The sequence below is a fragment of the Paracidovorax citrulli genome (assembly GCF_900100305.1).
GTDB lineage: Bacteria > Pseudomonadota > Gammaproteobacteria > Burkholderiales > Burkholderiaceae_C > Paracidovorax > Paracidovorax citrulli.
In genome coordinates this window covers 118667-135581 of the sequence record NZ_FNEY01000004.1, presented here as the reverse complement: position 1 = coordinate 135581, position 16915 = coordinate 118667, and the positions used below count along the sequence as shown (strand labels likewise).

Below are 16915 nucleotides of genomic sequence, written 5' to 3'. Positions count from 1 at the left end.
CCCTTGGAAGAAGAATTCAGTGCAGTTCGGCGCATGCGGCAGCCACACGGCTCAACGCCTCCGACAGGTCCTCGTCGGACGCTGCATAGGAGAAGCGCAGATGGCCCGGCAGTTCGAACGCAGAGCCGGGCACGATGGCCACGCCCGCTTCGCGCAGCAGGTACATCGCCAGGTCGGCATCGGTCGCGATGAGGTGGCCCGACCGGTCGCGGCGCCCCAGCAGCCCCTGCACGCCGGGGAAGGCATAGAACGCGCCTGGCGGCAGTTCGCACGACACGCCCTCCATGGCGTTGAGCCGGGCCACCACCGCATCGCGGCGCCGCCGGAATGCATCGACGAAGGCCGGCAGGAAGTCCATCGGGCCGTCGAGTGCCGCGACGGACGCCGCCTGGCTGATCGAACTGGTGTGCGAGGTCGACTGGGACTGCACGAGGTTCATCGCCTTGATCAGCTCGAGCGGCCCCGCACCGAAGCCGACGCGCCAGCCCGTCATGGCATAGGCCTTGGATACGCCGTTGATGGTCAGCGTGCGCGATGCCAGCGCGGGCGTCACGGCAGCGGGCGTGGCGAAGGGCGTGTCGTCGTAGCGGATCTTCTCGTAGATGTCGTCCGCCATCATCCAGACCTGCGGGTGCCTGAGCAGCACCTCGCCGAGCGCCGCGAGCTCTTCGTGCGAGTACACCGCACCGCTGGGATTGGACGGCGAATTCAGCATCACCCACTTGGTGCGCGGCGTGATCGCGGCATCCAGCTGCTCCGGCGTGATCTTGAAGCCGCTGCGCGCACCGCAGCGCACGATGACGGGCTGCCCGCCTGCCAGCAGCACCATTTCCGGATACGACACCCAGGCGGGCGTCGGCACGACGACCTCGTCGCCCGGGTCGAGGGTCGCCTGCAGCGCGTTGTACAGGATCTGCTTGGCGCCGCATCCGACCTGGACCTGCTCGGGCGTGTACCTCAGGCCGTTGTCGCGCTCGAACTTGCGGACCACCGCTTCGCGCAGGGCGAAGGTGCCGGCGACGTCCGTGTAGCGCGACTCGTTGCGGTCGATGGCCTGTTTGGCCGCCTCGCGCACGTGCGCCGGCGTCGGGAAGTCGGGCTCGCCCTGGCTGAGGGCGATGACGCTGCGGCCCTCGCGTCGGAGCTGGTTGGCCAGCCGCGTCATTTCTTTGGTGGCCGAAGGCTTGGCGCCCAGGACGCGCCGGGCGAGGAAAGGGTGTGGTTGGGTATCAGTCATGGGGTTCAATCAAGAGTTCCGACCTTGAGCCGGAAGAGCCAGCGCGCCAGCCCGAGCGGCACGAAGATCGTCAGCAGCAGCACGAGGCTGTACGCGCATGCCAGGGCCATGCGCCCGCTGTCGATCTGCTGGAAGATTTCGATGGGCATGGTGTTCATGCCACCGAAATACAGCACCACGGTGGCCGAGAGTTCCGACAGCGTGGTCACCCACATCAGCACGGCCGCGGCGACCACGGACGGGCCGATGACGGGCAGCACCACGCGGAAGAAGCTCTTGAGCGCGCTGACGCCCAGGCTCATGGAAGCCTCCTCGATGGAGTCCTTGAGGTTGTGCAGCGACCCGACCGCGGCGCGCACGCTGGTGGGCACGCGGCGCAGGAAGTACGCCAGCGCCATGACCACCCAGCTGCCCGTCAGCACCAGCCATCCCGTGTTGAAGGCGTTGATGAGGGCGATGCCCAGCACCGTGCCCGCGATCGTCAGCGGCAGCATCACCAGCACGTCCAGCGCATGCGTGAGCGGCGAGCGGCGCTTGACGATGAGGTAGGCCGAGACCACCGAGAACAGCACGCCCGCGGCCGTCGCCACCGATGCCAGGAACAGCGAGTTGTAGAGCGGCTCCGGTGCGCGGACCAGGGCGTACTGCAGATGGGCCAGCGTGAAGCCGCCATAGCGCAGCACCGGCCCCACGGAGGGCGTGAAGGCCGTGACCACGACCACCAGCGCCGGCAGCAGCGAGAGCGCGACCACGAACAGCACGCCGCCGCTGGCCAGCACCGCCGGCACGCCCCGGATGGTGAGCGCAGGGGGCGTACGGCCGGCCTCCATCTGGAACTGCCGCCGCTCGACGATGAACTTCTGCACCAGCAGCAACCCCGCGCCCAGGCACACCAGCAGCGACGCCATGGTGGTCTGCATCTGGGGATTGCCGCCCATCTCGCTCACGAACTCGTTGTAGGCCTTCACGGCCAGCACCGGCGTGCGGGCGCCCAGGATGGCGGGCACGCCGAAGCTGCCGATCACATGGGTGAAGACGATCAGCGCGCCGGCGAACACCGAGGGCAGCAGCAGCGGCAGCGTCACGCCGCCCAGCACGTGCGGGAGCGGCCGGCCGAGGCTCAGGGCCGCCTCCTCCAGGTTGCGGTCCATCGACTTCAAACCCACGAGCACCGCGACGAAGGCGTACACGTAGTTGTTCAGCGTCATCACGAAGACCATGCCCCACCAGGAGTACAGCGTCGGCAGTTCGATGCCGAGCGGGGCCAGCAGCGCATTGACCAGGCCCTGCTTTCCCAGGATCAGCAGCCAGGCAGCCGCCACCACCACGTCGGGAATGACGAGGGTGATGAGCGGCAGCGCCGTGACCAGGCCGGCCAGCGGGAACCTGCAGCGGGCCACGACCAGGGCGAGGCATCCCCCCACGAGCATGGAGGTCGCGGTGACCGCAACGCCGAGGATCAACGTGTTGACGAAGACCTCGCGGTAGGCGCGGTCCGCGAAGAACCGCACGTAGCCGTCCATGCCCACCCGGCCGTCCGCACCGATGAACGACTTGGCCAGCATGCCGACCAGCGGCCAGCCGAGAAACACCAGCAGCAGCGCGATGGCGCCGATGCCGAGCGCCAGCCATGCGGGATCGCGACGCAGCGTGCCCAGCATCTCAGGCCCCCTGCACGATGTGGGCGTGCGGCGGCACACGGAGCGCGACCGTCTCGCCGCGCCCTGGCGCACGTGCCGGCGCCCCGGTGCGCGCGTCCACGCGGATCACCCCGACCGCCGTGGAGACGGCATAGCCCGTGGTGCTGCCGCGGAACTCGACATGCTCCACGACGCCGGACAGCACATCCGGGCCGGCCCCAGCGGCGTCGCAGAACGCGACGTCCTCCGGGCGCACCGCCAACTGCGACCCCGGCTTCACGGGTGCGTCGCTGGTGGTGCGCAGGACGGCGCCGCCGCACTGCAGGCGCCGCTGGCCCGCCGCATCGGAGGAGAGTTCGGCGTCGATGGCGATGAGGTTGGCGCCTCCTACGAAGTCGGCGGCGAATGCCGTCGTCGGACGGCCGTAGATGTCCTGCGGCGAGCCGATCTGGACGATGCGGCCGCGGTCCATCACGGCGATCTGGTCCGACATGGCCAGGGCCTCCTCCTGGTCGTGGGTCACGAACACGGTGGTGATGCCGGCTTCGCGCTGGAGATCCCGCACCATGCTCCGCAGGCCGACCCGCAGCTTCACGTCCAGGGCGGACAAGGGCTCGTCCAGCAACAGCAGGCGCGGCCCGATGACCAGGGCCCGTGCCATGGCGACGCGCTGGCGCTGCCCCCCGGACAGCGCGGCCGGCGCACGGTCGGCGAAGTCGGCCAGGCCCACGCGGCGCAGCATCGCCAGGGCCCGCTCCTGCGCCTCGGCCTTCGCCACGCCGCGCGCCGTGAGGCCATAGCAGACATTGGCCAGGACGGAGCGGTCCGGAAACAGCGCATAGTCCTGGAACACCATGCCCACGTTGCGCCGGTGCACCGGAACGTGCGTGACGTCTTCGTCGCCGAACAGGATGGTGCCGGCATCGGGGCGGACGAACCCGCCCAGCATGCGCAGCAGGGTGGTCTTGCCGCAGCCGGACGGCCCCAGCAGCGTGAAAAAGGAGCCGCTGGGGATGGTGAGGTCCAGCTGCTCGAACAGCCGCTGGCCGCCATAGCTCTGCGCGATGGCCTGGAACGTTACTTTCATGGGGACGCTCTGGAGATCGTGGGGAGCGGCATCAGCGCGCGCTGATGGTTTGCCGCCATTGCGCGATGAAGGCCGCGCGCTCCGCGGCCATCCGGGCGTCGTCCAGCGGAACGACCTGGATGCTGGACAGCGCCGGCAGCCCGGACAGCCGGCTGACGTCGATGTCCTCCCGCAGCGGGCGCCGGTAGGCGGACTGGAACACCTTCGTCTGCACGCCCCTGGATGCCAGGAACTCGTAGAGCCGGCGGGCTTCCGCAGGGTTCTTCCCTCCCTTGATCAGGGCCATGCCCTCGGGGGACAGGAAGGTGCCTTCCGCCGGGTACACGATGCGGATGTCCTTCATGCCGCCGGCGACGTACTCGTAGGCGGCGTATTCCATCGTGACCGCCACCGCGAACTCCCCCTTGGCGACACCCTCGTAGGCGGCGGAGGTCGTGCCGACGATGACCGCGTTGCGGGCTATGCGGTCCAGCATCTCCTGGCCCAGCAGCGTGCGCAGGCCATAGAGCGCGACGAAGGAGGCACTGCTGCGTTCGGGATCGGGGATGACGATCTTGCCCTTCCACTGCGGTGCGGCGAGGTCTGCCCAGGCCTTCGGGGGCTGCCCCCCGGGCACCTGGCGCAGATGGGTCATCAGCACCGTCACATGCGTATTGGTGCCCAGCCAGAGGCCGTCCGGTCCGCGGTACTTCTCCGGCACGGCGCCCGCCTGCGGAGACACATAGGGCGCCAGCAGCTCGCGGAATTCGGCGATCGTCGACAGCCCGCCGCTCCAGAAGATGTCGCCCAGCGGATTGGCCGCTTCCGCCTTGATGCGCTGCATCAGGGCCCCGGTTCCGGCGCGCACGACCGACACCTTGATGTCCGGGTTCTCCTTGGTGAACTGGTCCACCACGCCGTTCACCGTTTCCACATTGTTGGACGAATAGAGCACCACCGTCCCGGCCATGGCGGACAGATGCATTGCTGCGCCCACGATGAGTACAGCACATAGTTTTGACATGGTTCCGAGCATGGATCTGCATCCCGATGAAGTACAACGACGAGATTCATTGTTTCCAGTCAAGACGCCGGGATCAATGCACGCTGTGTGACAGTATTCTTGTTCGCTGGACTTTTATGAAGAAAATTAATACTGACTCCGCCGAGATGCCGCTGAAGGCACTGCGGGCGTTCGTGGCCGTCGGCCGGCACGGCAAGTTCACGCGGGCGGCCAGTGCGCTCGGCATCACGCAGGGCGCGGTCAGCCGCCACATCGCCGTGCTGGAAGCGTTCGCGGGCACGGCGCTGTTCATACGCCGGGGCGCCACCATCGAGATGACGCCGGCCGGGCTCCAGCTCTTCGAGGCGGTGAAGGACGCGATGTCCACCATCGAGCTGACGATGCAGTTGCTGGCGCAGAAGGGCAAACGGCACGACCGCCTGCGGGTGCGCACGTCCATGCCCAGCTTCGCGATGACGGTGGTGGTGCCGGCGCTCGGCGCCTTCTCGGCGGCCAGCGGGGCCCAGGTCGACCTCATCACGTCCCTGTCGCCCCCCCTGCCCTCCGACGACTTCGACGTACTCGTCACCCGCGACCTGAGCCTGGGCGGGACGGAGTCCTGGGAGCTGGTCCGCGAAGAGCTGGTCTGCGTCGGCTCGCCATCCCAGGTGGCCGCGCACCGGTCGGACGCCGTGGCGCACTGGCCCATGGTGGCGTCCAGGTCGCGCCCGGAGCTGCTCGCGTCGTGGGCCCTCGCCGCGAACCTGCCGCCGGACAGCCTGCACGTCGTGGCCACGTACGACCATCTGTTCCTGGCGCTGACCGCCGCCATCGGCGGCTCGGGATTCCTCGTCGTGCCCCGGCTGTTCGTGCTCGACCAGCTCCGCGACGGCACGCTCCAGCTGGCGGACGAGCGGGTCGTCAACTCGGGCGCGAGCTATGTCGCGTACCTGAACGAGATGAGCTCGCACACGCAGCTCGCGCAGGACTTCTGCCGGTGGCTGAAGGCGCTGCTGAGAGATCGAAAGTGAACCGCCCCTGAGCAGCCCTGGCAAGGCGGTGTTCGTGGGCTACCCGGTGGCCTATGGGCTTCCCCGGTTTCCCGGACGCTTTGCCTAACCCTTCAAGCGCGGTCGCTCCTCGAATTGAACCGGGCTGAGGTAGTTCAATTTTGAGCGCTTCCTGAGCGGGTTGTAGAACCGCTCGATGTAGTCGAACACGTCGGCTCTGGTCTGCTGCCTGGTTAAATCGCCCCGGGATTTCTAGACACCTGCGAGCCTCAAACCTGAGGCGAGAGCGCCTGCAAGAGATGGAACAATGGGAGGCCGAAAGCCGCTCCACCGACCACACTGCGTCCTGATGGGGCCCCATTCGAGTACGCCAGGGCGTGCTTCCGCGAGTTCAACGCGATAGATCGCTCCTGGCCGATGACATGGCATTATGAAAAACCGCACGATGCCCCTTACGTGGACCTAGTGTGCAGAAGAGTACAAAACTCAGTGAGAAAAGTACAAGACTCATCGGAAATCCACACTGGCTTCGTGAAACACACACCCACTTCGCAGACATCCCCAGTCCTACGCAGGGAAAGGAACTTCGGCCTTAGCACTCCCTCCAAGAGACTGCTAAAGTGAAAGAATGGAAGAAAGGATTTCTGGAATGACGATTCAGTCTGGAACCGCCGCCACTGCGCTTGCACCGGTCAACGCCTGGGCGCTGATCCCCCCGCTGGGCAATCTGGATGCGTACATCTCCGCGGTGAACCGCCTGCCGATGCTCACGGCCGAGGAAGAGCGCACCTACGCCCGCCGGCTGAAGGAGCACAACGACGTGGAGGCCGCGGGCCGGATGGTGATGTCGCATCTGCGGCTGGTGGTTTCGATCGCCCGGCAGTACCTCGGCTACGGCCTGCCGCATGGCGACCTGATCCAGGAGGGCAACGTGGGCCTGATGAAAGCCGTGAAACGCTTTGATCCGGACCAGAACGTGCGCCTGGTGAGCTACGCCATGCACTGGATCAAGGCCGAGATCCACGAGTACATCCTGAAGAACTGGCGCATGGTGAAGGTGGCCACCACCAAGAGCCAGCGCAAGCTGTTCTTCAACCTGCGCTCGATGAAGCAGGGCTTCAAGGCCGACGCCGCCGCCGGGGACGCGGGCACGCACCGCGAGACGCTCTCCGAGCAGGAGATCGACGTCGTGGCCCAGCAGCTCAACGTCAAGCGCGAGGAAGTCATCGAGATGGAAACGCGCCTGTCGGGAGGCGACGTGATGCTGGACCCGGCCCCGTCCGATGACGGCGAACAGGCCTACGGACCCATCGCCTACCTGGCCGACGGCATGCACGAGCCGACCGCCATGATCGAATCGCGCCAGCGCGACGTGCTGGCCACGGACGGCATCGCCAATGCCCTCGCTACGCTGGACGACCGGAGCCGCCGCATCGTCGAGGAGCGCTGGCTCAAGGTCAACGACGACGGTTCGGGCGGCATGACGCTGCATGAACTGGCTGCGGTGTACGGCGTGAGCGCCGAGCGCATCCGGCAGATCGAGGTCGCCGCGATGAAGAAGATGAAGAAGGCGCTGGCGGAATACGCCTGACACCCTCGCACCGTTTCGCGCTGCGGAATCCTCGTGGCGCCAGCGATAATCGGGCGTGCTACCTGAACGGGTAGCGCGCCTTTTTTTCATCTGCCGCACATTCCATGCAACGCTCAGACAAGTCGCCTCCCATCTCCCTGGCCCGCCGCCGCATCCTCGCTTCCGGAGCCGCCCTGCTGGGCTGCGGATGGGCGGTGGCAGCGCCGCCGCCGGCACAGGATGCCGCGTGGCCGTCCAGGCCGTTGCGCATCATCGTGGGATTCCCCCCGGGCTCCTCGCCAGACCTGACGGCACGTACCTTCGCCGACCCGCTCGCCCATGCGCTGGGCCAGCCGGTGGTCGTGGAGAACAAGGTCGGCGCCAGCGGCAACATCGGCGCGGATGCCGTGGCCAAGGCGGCGGATGGCCACACCATCGGGCTGTTCATCAACGTCAACCTGACGATCGCCAAGCTGATCAACCCCGCGTTGCCCTTCGATCCGCACCGGGACCTCGCTCCGCTCAGCCTCGTGGGCATCTCGCCGCTGGTGCTCGCCGCGCCGGCTGCGCAGGCCGGTGTGCCGGCCCATGCGGATGCGCGCACCTTCCTGGAGGCTGCCCGCCAGGCGGGTGACCGCTGGAGCTACGGAACGCCCGGCGTCGGCACCATGGGCCATATCGGGACCGAACTGCTCAAGGCCCGCACGGGCATCGCGCCGGTGCATGTCCCCTATCCGGGCTATCCGCAGGTGGCGATGGGCATGCTGGGCGGGCAACTGCAGATGGCCCTGCTGCCCCCCGCGCTGGCCGTGGCACAGCAACGCAGCGGCAAGCTGCAGCTGCTGGGCGTGACCTCGACCGGCCGCAGTTCGCTCGTGCCGGGCGTCCCGAGCCTCGCCGAGGCCGGCGTGAAGGATTTCCAGTTGGAGATCTGGAATGCCTTCGCTGCACCCGCGTCGATGCCGGCTGCCCACCGGGCGCGTCTTTCCACAGTGATCGCCGAGATCGCCCGGACTCCGGAAGTGCGCAACGCGCTGTTCCAGCAGGGCTGGCAGGTGGCCGGCACCTCCGCCGAAGGCCTGGCCCGGCGCATCGAGGCGGATACGTCCCAGATGGAGCAGGTGATCCGCGCGAAGAACATCCGGGTGGAGTAGCTGCGGGGGGGGGGGCGGCCGCTTCCGCCAACGCTGCGCGGCCATTGATGTAGATCATGCCCCCGAGGGCATCGCGCCTGCAGACTCCGGTCATCGTTCCAATTTCCGGGGTTTTCCTGCCATGCCAACATTCCGCATCATCGTCATCGGTGCAGGCCAGACGGGCACGCCGCTGCTGCGGCAGCTGCTGGCCGCGCCCTTCGTCCAGGTGCTGGGCGTCGCGGAACTGGATCTTTCGCTGCCCGGCGTCGCCCTGGCACGCAGCCATGGCGTTCCCGTCCACCAGGACTACATGGACCTGCTCCACCAGCATGGCGCCGCGGCGGACATCGTGATCGACGTCACCGGCCAGGCACCGGTGCGGGAGGCGCTGCGCAAGCACATGGTGGACTCGGGCAACCAGAAGACCGTGATCCTGCACGAGCGGATCGCGCTGCTCATGATGTCGCTGTCCGCCGGCGCCCTCGTTCCGGGCCGCCACGGCGACGTGGCCTACGCCTGAGCCTGCCGGCCTCCGGTTCACGGCGGGGCATGAGGCCCGCGGCCGCCAGGACCGCGCAGCCGGATATTCCCGCCCTCCTTCTCCCGAATGGCCTTTCCATGCCCCTCTCCGAACCGGATCGCAAGACCTGTCATGAATGCTCCAGCCGGCGTCTGTGCCTGATCGGCCGTCAGGGCGAGGCCACGCGGGTCCCCTGGCCGGCGCTGGTGCAGGAGCACCGGTTCCGCAAGGGAGACCTTCTGCAGACCCAGGGGGAAACCGCCGATTCCATCTCGGTGATCAAGGTGGGTACCGCGCTGCTGCAGCGCGTGGGCCCGGACGAGGTGGCCCGCCCCGTGGCCATGGCGGGCTGCGGGCAGGCCCTGGGCACGGGCGCGGTGCTCGGCACCGCGGAACGCCTGACCTGGGTCGCCGTCCAGGAAGGACGCCTGTGCCGGATTCCGGCTGCTGCACTGGTGCGCTCCGGCGGGCTGGATGCTGAATTCCTGCAGGCGCTGCTGCAGGAGGAGGCGCAGGCGCAGGCGCGGCTGGCGGACTGGTCCGGTCTGCTGCATCTGCGCGGCGTGCCTGCCCAGTTGGCCAGCGCGCTGCTGCAGCTGTCCCAGCTGCAGCGCAGCACCCTGGTGCGGCTGCCCACCCACACGGTGCTGGCATCCCTGCTCGCGACCACCCGGGAAACCATTGCACGGTCCCTGACGCAACTGGCGCAGCAGGGCGCCGTGGTGCGCCACGACCGCTGGCATTGCGCCATCGTGCGGGCGCCCCTGGTCGCATTGCTGGCGAATCAGGCAACGCGCGCCGAGAACCTGCCGCCGGCGCCCGCGCGTCGCCCGGCCCCTGCACGCGATGGCGGCAAGCCCGCGGCATGGCGCGTGGCCCTGGCCGCACCGGCCGCGCGCCCCCCCGCCGTGCAGGCACTGGGGGCGTGACGCTTCCACGCGCCGCACGGGCGCCGCGCCCATGGCCTCGGCCCCGCGCCACGGCACAGGGCGCGAGCCGTCCTCCGCGCTCAGGCGCCAGGCGCCTGCAGCAAGGCCTTGACGTCGGACGCCAGGGCCTGAGCACCGCTGCCGTAGCGGTGATAGACGCGCAGCCGGCCGGCCGGATCGTAGATGTAGCTGCCTGCAGAGTGGTCCATGGTGTAGCTGGTCGGCGTCTTTCCGGGCACCTTCTTGTAGTAGATCTTGAAGTCCTTGGCGACGGCCGCGAGCTGCTCGGGCGTGCCGCGCAGCGCGAGGAAGCCCGGATCGAAATTGGTCATGTAGGCCTTGAGCACCTCGGGCGTGTCGCGCTCCGGGTCCACCGTGACGAACAGGCCCTGCAGCCGGTCGCCGTCCGCGCCCAGCGAGCGCTTGACCTCGGCCAGCTCGGCCATGGAGGTCGGGCAGACGTCCGGGCACTGGGTATAGCCGAAGAAGACGACCACCACCTTGCCGGCGAAGTCCTTCAAATGGCGCGGCTGGCCGTTGTGGTCGGGCAGCGGCAGGTCGCGCGCGTACTCCGCGCCGGTGATGTCCACGCCCTGGAAGGACGGGGCCTTTTCCTGGGAGCAGCCCCCGAGCAGGCCCGCCGCGCCGGCGAACAGGGCGCAGGCCGCTGCGCTGCGAAGGAGAGTGCGTTTGTGCATGGGCATGGCGGTTCAGAGCACGTAATGGTCCACCAGCAGCGCCGCGAAAAGCAGGCTCAGGTGGATGAGGGAGAAGCGGAAGGTCTTGCGCGCGAGCGCGTCGGAATAGTTGCGCCAGAGGCGGAAGGCATAAGCGCAGAAGCCGGTGCAGAGCACCACCGCCGCGGCCAGGTAGATCCAGGAGCTCATGCCGTACACGAAGGGCATCAGGCAGCCGGCGAACAGGATGAAGGTGTAGAGCAGCACCTGCAGGCGGGTGAACTCGTTGCCGTGGGTGACGGGCAGCATGGGCAGGCCGGACTTGCGGTAGTCCTCCACGCGGTAGAGGGCGAGCGCCCAGAAATGGGGCGGGGTCCAGAGGAAGATGATGAGGAAGAGGATCAGCGGCTCCGGCCCCACGTCGCCCGTCATGGACGCCCAGCCCAGCACCGGCGGCATGGCGCCGGAGGCTCCGCCGATGACGATGTTCTGCGGCGTGCGCGGCTTGAGCACGACGGTGTAGATGACCGCGTAGCCCACGAAGGTGGCGAAGGTGAGCCACATGGTGAGCGCATTGACCCAGACGAAGAGCACGAGCGAGCCGGCCAGGCACAGCAGGGCCGAGAAAGCGAGCGTCTGGGCGTTGGAGAGTTCGCCCTTGGCCGTGGGGCGCCAGGCGGTGCGGTTCATCCTGGCGTCGATGTGCTGCTCCACGAGGCAGTTGAAGGCGGCCGCGGCCCCGGCGACCAGCCAGATCCCGAAGCAGGCGATGGCCATGTGCAGCCACTGCTCCCCGCTCGGCAGGCCGGGCACCGCGAGCACCATGCCGATGAATGCGCAGAAAACGATGAGCTGGACCACGCGCGGCTTGGTCAGCGCGTAGAACTGCGAGAAGCGGGACGAAACCGCCTGGGGGGCGGTGGAAGCGGAAGCGGCACTCATGGCGAAGAAATTCTCGGGGCGCCCGCGGCGGTTTCAATCGCGCGGGGGGTGGACATTTTGTCCCTGGCGCCCACGGCCCGGCTGGCGGCCAGGGTCCAGGTGAGCGCGACGACGAGGGCGGCCGCGCCGCCGGTGTGGAGCACGGCGGCGACCAGCGGCCAGTCGAGCACGACGTTGGACAGCCCGGTGGCGAACTGCAGCAGCGCCAGCCCCGCCAGCCAGCGGGCCTGCGGCCGCAGCGCCGGCACGGCGCGCAGGCGCCAGGCCAGCAGGGCGAGCGCGGCCAGCACGGCATAGGCCGCCAGCCGGTGCGCATAGTGGATGGCGGTGAGGCCGGCGAAGCTGATGTGGCTGCCGTCCTGCAGCAGGCCGAGGGGCCGCCAGATCTGGAAGCCCTCCGCGAAAGCCATGTCGGGCCACCAGTTGCCCTGGCAGGTGGGGAAGGTGGAGCAGGCGAGGACGGCGTAGTTGGTGCTCACCCAGCCGCCCAGCAGGATCTGCAGGCCCACCAGCATCGCCGTCAGCACGAGCAGCGCGCGCAGGCCCGGTGCGAGGGCGGCGGGCGCGATGCCGCGCGAAGCCTGGGTCTGGCGCACGGCCTGCACGCACAGCAGGGCCAGCAGCACGATGCCGCCGACGAGGTGCAGCGTGACGATGGCGGGGAAAAGCTTCATGGTCACCGTCCAGGCACCGAACGCTCCCTGCAGGCAGACCCACACGAGCGTGGCCGTAGGCCACCAGGGATGCACGGCCATGCGCTCCTGCGCGGCATCCGGGCCTGCCCGGCGGCTGCGGCGCCACTGCCACCATGCCCCCGCCGTGAGCGCGATGATGAGCACGCCCACCGCGGAGGCCAGGTAGCGGTGGACCATCTCCACCCACGCCTTGCGGTGCGTGACCGGGCCGGTGGGCATGGCTTCCTGGGCGGCGGAGATTTCCGCGCGGGCGCCCACCGGGCTCGCATTGCCGTAGCAGCCGGGCCAGTCGGGGCAGCCCAGGCCGGAATCGGTGAGCCGGGTGAAGGCGCCGAACAGTACCAGGTCGAACGTGAGGAAGAGCGTGAGGATCGCCAGCGCCTGCCAGCGCCGCACGGGCGAACCATGGCGGTTGCGCCATGCCACCCAGGCCAGCGGGCCGAGGGCGATCGCGAGGCCGAGCAGCATCAGTTCGGCGAGCGGCGCGAAATCGTAGAGCGGCTGGGCGGCGTTCATTGCACGGCACCTCCGGCGGGTATCGCCCCGCACGCGCGCGGATGGGCCCGGCTCATGGCTGCGCCTCCGGGCGGCCCGGCTGGTCCCACGATGACGAGGCCCGCATGAGCCGTTCCAGGTCGCGCTTGGCCCGGGCGGCGCCCGCAGCGTCCATGCGCGCGGGAAAGCGCATCATCCAGTGCCCCATCGGGTCCACGACGAAGAGATGGTCGGACAGCGCATGGCCCGGCGCCGGGGCCAGCCAGCCCGCGAGCGCCTGGGCGTCCACGCGGCGCACCACGGCATCGCGCAGGCCGGGGGCGATCTCGGCCGGGGCCGGGGCCGCATCGGTCACGAGCCAGACCCAGTCCATGCGTTCCTTGTCCTTGCCGAGGCTCTCGCGCAGCTGGCGCTGCAGGTAGAGGTGGTTGCGGCACAGGTCGTCGCACGCGCCGGATGCCACGCTGACCAGCAGCCACTGCCCCTTCAGCGCCCCGAGCGGGCCGGACGCCGCGCCGTCGATGCCGCGGGTGGCCAGGGCATCGGGCAGGGGCCGCTGCGGATCGATGAGTTCGCCGTAGCTGCGGCGGGCCTCCGGGCGCACCACGTAGTAGGCGGTGTAGGAAGCGATGACGGGGGCGGCGCAGACCAGCAGCACGCCCAGCATCTTCCAGCGGCCCTGCCGCGCGCGCGTTTCCAGCGCCGCCACGGCATCCGCCGCGGCCGGCAGGCCGTGCACGCTCAGGCCCAGCGGATGGGAGGAACCCGGTCCGTCAGGCAGGGGGGGCCGGCTGGCGGCCTGGGCGAATGAAGCGTCGGACGATTTGGAACCAGACATAGAGGATTGCCACGAGGGCGCAGAGCCCGAACCACTGGAAGGCGTAGCCATGGTGCCTGGCGACCCCGGCATCGACCGCCGGCCAGTCGCGCTGCAGCGGACCTTCCGGCCCACCCGTCTCGATCACCGTGAGGGGGGCGAGGCGCTGCAGCCCCGTCTCGGCGCGGTAGGCCGCCAGGTCGAGATTCTGCCGGATGCGGGAAGACCCCTCGCTGCCTGCGGCGGAAGCCGGTCCGCCGGGTTCGTAGAGCCGCGAGGGCGCCGCCGCGATGCGGCCATGCACTTCGACATCCTCCGAAGGCGCGGGCACCGCGGGCAGGCGTGTGCGGTCCTGGAAATCGCGCGGCACCCATCCGCGCTGCACCAGCACCACCGCCCCCTCGGCGCCCGGCGAGGTGAGCCGCAGCGGCGTGACGACGAAGAATCCGGGGCGGCCCTGCATCTGCCGGTTGTCGAGGAAGACCGTGTCCTGCGCCAGCCAGCGGCCCCGGAGCACCGCCGGGCGGTGCACGAGGGCCTCGGCGGCGGGCATGGCCGGGCTGCCGCTTTCCGGGCCGGCAACGGGCGGCAGGGAGGCCAGGGCCGCGGCGGGCACGGGCGGCATCGCCTGCCGCGCATCGATCATGGCCTGCCAGGCCTGCTTCTCCGCCGCGCGCGCGAGCTGCCAGCGGCCGAGCGCCGCGGTGGCGGCCATGGCGGCGACCGCGGCGGCGGTGATGCACCAGAAGCGCCAGTCCGGGCGGAAACCCCTGGCGCCATCGGTGCGCTTGCGGATAATGGGCTGCATGAAATACGTCGTGGTGCTGGCCTTCCTGGCCATTCTGGCGAGCCTCGCGTCGGCGCTGTTCTTCATGATGCGCACGGGGCGGGACGACGCCCGCCGCGGCAGGCACATGGCCCGGGCGCTCGCGGTACGGGTGGGGCTGTCCATTGTGCTCTTCCTGTGCCTGCTCGCGGCATGGAAGCTGGGCTACATCCAGCCCACCGGCTTGCCCGTCGGGCGCTGACCCCTCCTCCACCCCACCGGCCCCGGAGGCAAAAAAAGCGCCCGGAGGCGCTTTCCTGCGGGGACAGGTGCGGGTTCAGAGCCAGTAGACCAGCACGTACAGGCCCAGCCACACCACGTCCACGAAGTGCCAGTACCAGGCGGCGCCCTCGAAGCCGAAGTGGCGCTCGGCGGTGAAGTGGCCCTTCTGCAGCCGCAGGGTGATGAACAGCAGCATCAGCATGCCCACGAAGACGTGGAAGCCGTGGAAACCCGTCAGCATGAAGAACGTGGAGCCGAAGACGCCGGAGCTGAGCTTGAGGTTCAGCTCGGTGTAGAGGTGGAAGTATTCGTAGCCCTGCACGCAGAGGAACACGAAGCCGAGGACCACGGTGACCCACATGAAGCCGATGGCGCGCGCGCGGTGGCTTTCGCGCAGGGCATGGTGGGCGATGGTGAGGGTGACGCCCGAGGTCAGCAGCAGCGCGGTGTTGATGGTGGGCAGCCAGAAGGGACCCACGGTCTGGAAGGGCTCGACGATGCCGGCGGGCGAGGCCGTGGCGCCCGCGGCCATGCTGGGCCACACGGCCTTGAAGTCGGGCCAGAGCAGCGCGTTGTCGAGGCTGCCCAGCGCCGGCACGGAATGCGAGCGCGCCCACCACAGGGCGGTGAAGAAGGCGCCGAAGAACATCACCTCGGAGAAGATGAACCAGCTCATGCTCCAGCGGTACGAGAGGTCGATCTTGCGGCTGTAGAGGCCCCCCTCGCTTTCGCGGGCCGCGTCGCGGAACCACTGGTAGAGCACGAACAGCCACCAGGCGAGGCCGAAGAACAGCGAATACTTGCCCCAGTCGTGGCCGTTGATCCACTGGCCGGCACCGAGGATCACGAAGAAGAGGCCCGCGGCGGCCATGGCCGGATGGCGCGACTCGGCGGGAACGTAGTAGTACGGCGTGGTGCCCTGGGGGGTGGATGCACTCATGGCTGGCTCCTGTCTCTTTCCTTCTTGTCGTCTGTCGTCTTCTCGGGATCGGGTTCGCACCGGGCGGCTACACCACCCAGTTCACGAGGGCGATGAGGCCGGCCACCAGCAGCACGACGGCCACGAGGCCGACCGCGATGATGTGCAGCGGGTTGATGCGCTCGGTGTCCTGCCGGTACTCGGCGCCCTTGCGGATGCCCAGCAGCGACCATGCCACGGCGCGCACCGTGCGCCACAGCGATCCGGGGCGTGCGGTTGGCGCGGCATGCCGGGGTTCGTGGCGCGATCCCGTCATGAGCCGTCCTCCTCGCGGGCCCGCGGCGCCGCGGACACGGTGGCGGGCGCCGGGGGCGTCTTGCCGCCGACCTCGAAGAACGTATAGGACAGCGTGATCGTGGTCACGTCCTTGGGCAGGCGCGGATCGACCACGAAGGCCACCGGCCATTCGCGCTTCTCGCCGGGCTCGAGCGTGTACTGGTTGAAGCAGAAGCATTCGAGCTTGTTGAAGTGCGCCGCCGCCTGCCGGGGCGCGTAGCTCGGGATCGCCTGGGCCGCCATGCGGCGGTTCTGCACGTTCTGGAATTCGTACATCACGGTGGTGAGCTCGCCCGGATGCACCCGGACCGAGGAGCGGGCGGGCTTGAAGTCCCAGGGGCCGCGCGCATTGGCATCGAATTCGACGGTGATCGTGCGGCTGGTATCCACCTGCGTGTTCGCGGGCAGCTTCACGTCGCGGCCCGCCACGCCGTTGCCGGGCACCTGGCGCTCCGACAGCGACAGGATGTTGATGCCCGTGACCTCGCAGATGTGCTTGTAGATGGGGATGAGCACGTAGCCGAACGCGAACATGCCGACCGAGATCACGGCCAGCTTGCCCACCATGCGGAAATTCTCGCGGCGGCGGCTCATCGGGCCGCACTCCCCTGCCGCACGGTCCGCAGTGCGCAAGCAACCGACGCGGCCTCGTTCCTCCGATGGCCGCGGAGCAGGCCACGCCAGACGCCGTGGAACCGGCTTCGCCGGGCCACGGCCGTCGTCCCCCTGGAGGAGGAAGGCGCGCAGCGACTCAGGGGGTGCCTCATAGTTTCCAGGCCATCTTGACCATGAAGCCGATGAAGAAGGCCACCGCGATGCTCGCCAGGATGATGGCCATGCGCAGGTTGGCCTTCTTCTGCTCGGGTGTCGCCATG

General features: G+C 69.1%; 19 protein-coding genes and 1 pseudogene. 6 read left to right on the top strand and 14 right to left on the bottom strand.

Annotated features, from left to right (window positions below):
* Positions 1 to 16: 16 nt before the first annotated feature.
* From BLR99_RS04140 to BLR99_RS04125, 4 genes are read right to left on the bottom strand one after another with little or no spacing between them, the layout of a single operon-like run.
* Positions 17 to 1237, bottom strand: coding sequence for a pyridoxal phosphate-dependent aminotransferase (locus tag BLR99_RS04140; RefSeq protein WP_011796919.1), 1221 nt, complete (start codon positions 1235 to 1237; stop codon positions 17 to 19).
* 5 nt (positions 1238 to 1242) lie between these two features.
* Entirely contained in the window at positions 1243 to 2898 is a 1656-nt protein-coding gene (locus BLR99_RS04135) for an ABC transporter permease (RefSeq protein WP_017438534.1), read from the bottom strand.
* Between the two features lies 1 nt (position 2899).
* On the bottom strand, positions 2900 to 3964 hold the full coding sequence (locus tag BLR99_RS04130; protein ID WP_048857632.1) for an ABC transporter ATP-binding protein: 1065 nt from the start codon (positions 3962 to 3964) through the stop codon (positions 2900 to 2902).
* Between the two features lie 31 nt (positions 3965 to 3995).
* Positions 3996 to 4928 (bottom strand): ABC transporter substrate-binding protein, encoded by a 933-nt coding sequence (locus tag BLR99_RS04125; protein ID WP_228193964.1) that lies wholly within the window; start codon positions 4926 to 4928, stop codon positions 3996 to 3998.
* Positions 4929 to 5083: 155 nt separating this feature from the next.
* On the opposite strand from BLR99_RS04125, the gene BLR99_RS04120 reads away from it, so the two are divergent.
* On the top strand, positions 5084 to 5977 hold the full coding sequence (locus BLR99_RS04120; RefSeq protein WP_041827566.1) for a LysR family transcriptional regulator: 894 nt from the start codon (positions 5084 to 5086) through the stop codon (positions 5975 to 5977).
* Between the two features lie 84 nt (positions 5978 to 6061).
* Here the strand turns inward: BLR99_RS04120 and BLR99_RS04115 are convergent.
* Positions 6062 to 6190, bottom strand: a pseudogene (locus tag BLR99_RS04115) (IS3 family transposase); the annotation flags it as partial.
* Between the two features lie 415 nt (positions 6191 to 6605).
* On the opposite strand from BLR99_RS04115, the gene rpoH reads away from it, so the two are divergent.
* From rpoH to BLR99_RS04095, 4 genes are all read left to right on the top strand, one after another.
* Complete coding sequence (gene rpoH, locus BLR99_RS04110; RefSeq protein WP_011796924.1) at positions 6606 to 7547, top strand: RNA polymerase sigma factor RpoH; 942 nt, start codon at positions 6606 to 6608, stop codon at positions 7545 to 7547.
* Between the two features lie 104 nt (positions 7548 to 7651).
* Positions 7652 to 8680: a Bug family tripartite tricarboxylate transporter substrate binding protein gene (locus tag BLR99_RS04105; protein ID WP_011796925.1), complete on the top strand. Its 1029-nt coding sequence runs from the start codon at positions 7652 to 7654 to the stop codon at positions 8678 to 8680.
* Between the two features lie 121 nt (positions 8681 to 8801).
* Positions 8802 to 9182 carry a Gfo/Idh/MocA family oxidoreductase gene (locus BLR99_RS04100; RefSeq protein ID WP_011796926.1) on the top strand — a complete coding sequence of 127 codons (381 nt, stop codon included), beginning with the start codon at positions 8802 to 8804 and terminating at the stop codon, positions 9180 to 9182.
* Between the two features lie 98 nt (positions 9183 to 9280).
* On the top strand, positions 9281 to 10111 hold the full coding sequence (locus BLR99_RS04095) for a Crp/Fnr family transcriptional regulator (protein ID WP_041827567.1): 831 nt from the start codon (positions 9281 to 9283) through the stop codon (positions 10109 to 10111).
* An 80-nt stretch (positions 10112 to 10191) separates the two neighbouring features.
* On the opposite strand, the gene BLR99_RS04090 is transcribed toward BLR99_RS04095, so the two are convergent.
* Genes BLR99_RS04090 through BLR99_RS04070 form a run of 5 tightly spaced genes read right to left on the bottom strand, consistent with a single transcriptional unit; the run spans position 10192 to position 14545 of the window.
* Complete coding sequence (locus tag BLR99_RS04090) at positions 10192 to 10815, bottom strand: SCO family protein (protein ID WP_011796928.1); 624 nt, start codon at positions 10813 to 10815, stop codon at positions 10192 to 10194.
* A gap of 6 nt (positions 10816 to 10821) precedes the next feature.
* Positions 10822 to 11730: a heme o synthase gene (gene cyoE / locus BLR99_RS04085; RefSeq protein ID WP_011796929.1), complete on the bottom strand. Its 909-nt coding sequence runs from the start codon at positions 11728 to 11730 to the stop codon at positions 10822 to 10824.
* Positions 11727 to 12941 carry a COX15/CtaA family protein gene (locus BLR99_RS04080; protein WP_011796930.1) on the bottom strand — a complete coding sequence of 405 codons (1215 nt, stop codon included), beginning with the start codon at positions 12939 to 12941 and terminating at the stop codon, positions 11727 to 11729. The genes cyoE and BLR99_RS04080 overlap by 4 nt, the downstream gene beginning before the upstream one ends.
* 52 nt (positions 12942 to 12993) lie before the next feature.
* Positions 12994 to 13758 (bottom strand): redox-active disulfide-containing membrane protein, encoded by a 765-nt coding sequence (locus BLR99_RS04075; RefSeq protein ID WP_041827568.1) that lies wholly within the window; start codon positions 13756 to 13758, stop codon positions 12994 to 12996.
* Positions 13694 to 14545 (bottom strand): SURF1 family protein, encoded by an 852-nt coding sequence (locus tag BLR99_RS04070; RefSeq protein WP_011796932.1) that lies wholly within the window; start codon positions 14543 to 14545, stop codon positions 13694 to 13696. Before BLR99_RS04070 ends, BLR99_RS04075 begins: the two co-directional genes overlap by 65 nt.
* On the opposite strand from BLR99_RS04070, the gene BLR99_RS04065 reads away from it, so the two are divergent.
* The gene (locus tag BLR99_RS04065) at positions 14544 to 14765 is read left to right on the top strand and encodes a twin transmembrane helix small protein (RefSeq protein ID WP_041828173.1); all 222 of its coding nucleotides are present in this window, start codon (positions 14544 to 14546) and stop codon (positions 14763 to 14765) included. The genes BLR99_RS04070 and BLR99_RS04065 overlap by 2 nt on opposite strands.
* A 75-nt stretch (positions 14766 to 14840) precedes the next feature.
* On the opposite strand, the gene BLR99_RS04060 is transcribed toward BLR99_RS04065, so the two are convergent.
* From BLR99_RS04060 to BLR99_RS23240, 4 genes are all read right to left on the bottom strand, one after another.
* Positions 14841 to 15725, bottom strand: coding sequence for a cytochrome c oxidase subunit 3 (locus tag BLR99_RS04060; protein ID WP_011796933.1), 885 nt, complete (start codon positions 15723 to 15725; stop codon positions 14841 to 14843).
* A 67-nt stretch (positions 15726 to 15792) separates the two neighbouring features.
* Positions 15793 to 16020 carry a DUF2970 domain-containing protein gene (locus tag BLR99_RS04055; protein ID WP_011796934.1) on the bottom strand — a complete coding sequence of 76 codons (228 nt, stop codon included), beginning with the start codon at positions 16018 to 16020 and terminating at the stop codon, positions 15793 to 15795.
* The gene (locus tag BLR99_RS04050) at positions 16017 to 16634 is read right to left on the bottom strand and encodes a cytochrome c oxidase assembly protein (RefSeq protein ID WP_011796935.1); all 618 of its coding nucleotides are present in this window, start codon (positions 16632 to 16634) and stop codon (positions 16017 to 16019) included. Before BLR99_RS04050 ends, BLR99_RS04055 begins: the two co-directional genes overlap by 4 nt.
* A gap of 169 nt (positions 16635 to 16803) precedes the next feature.
* Positions 16804 to 16914, bottom strand: a complete 111-nt coding sequence (locus BLR99_RS23240) for a cytochrome oxidase small assembly protein (RefSeq protein WP_017438669.1) — start codon at positions 16912 to 16914, stop codon at positions 16804 to 16806.
* Position 16915 lies beyond the last annotated feature (1 nt).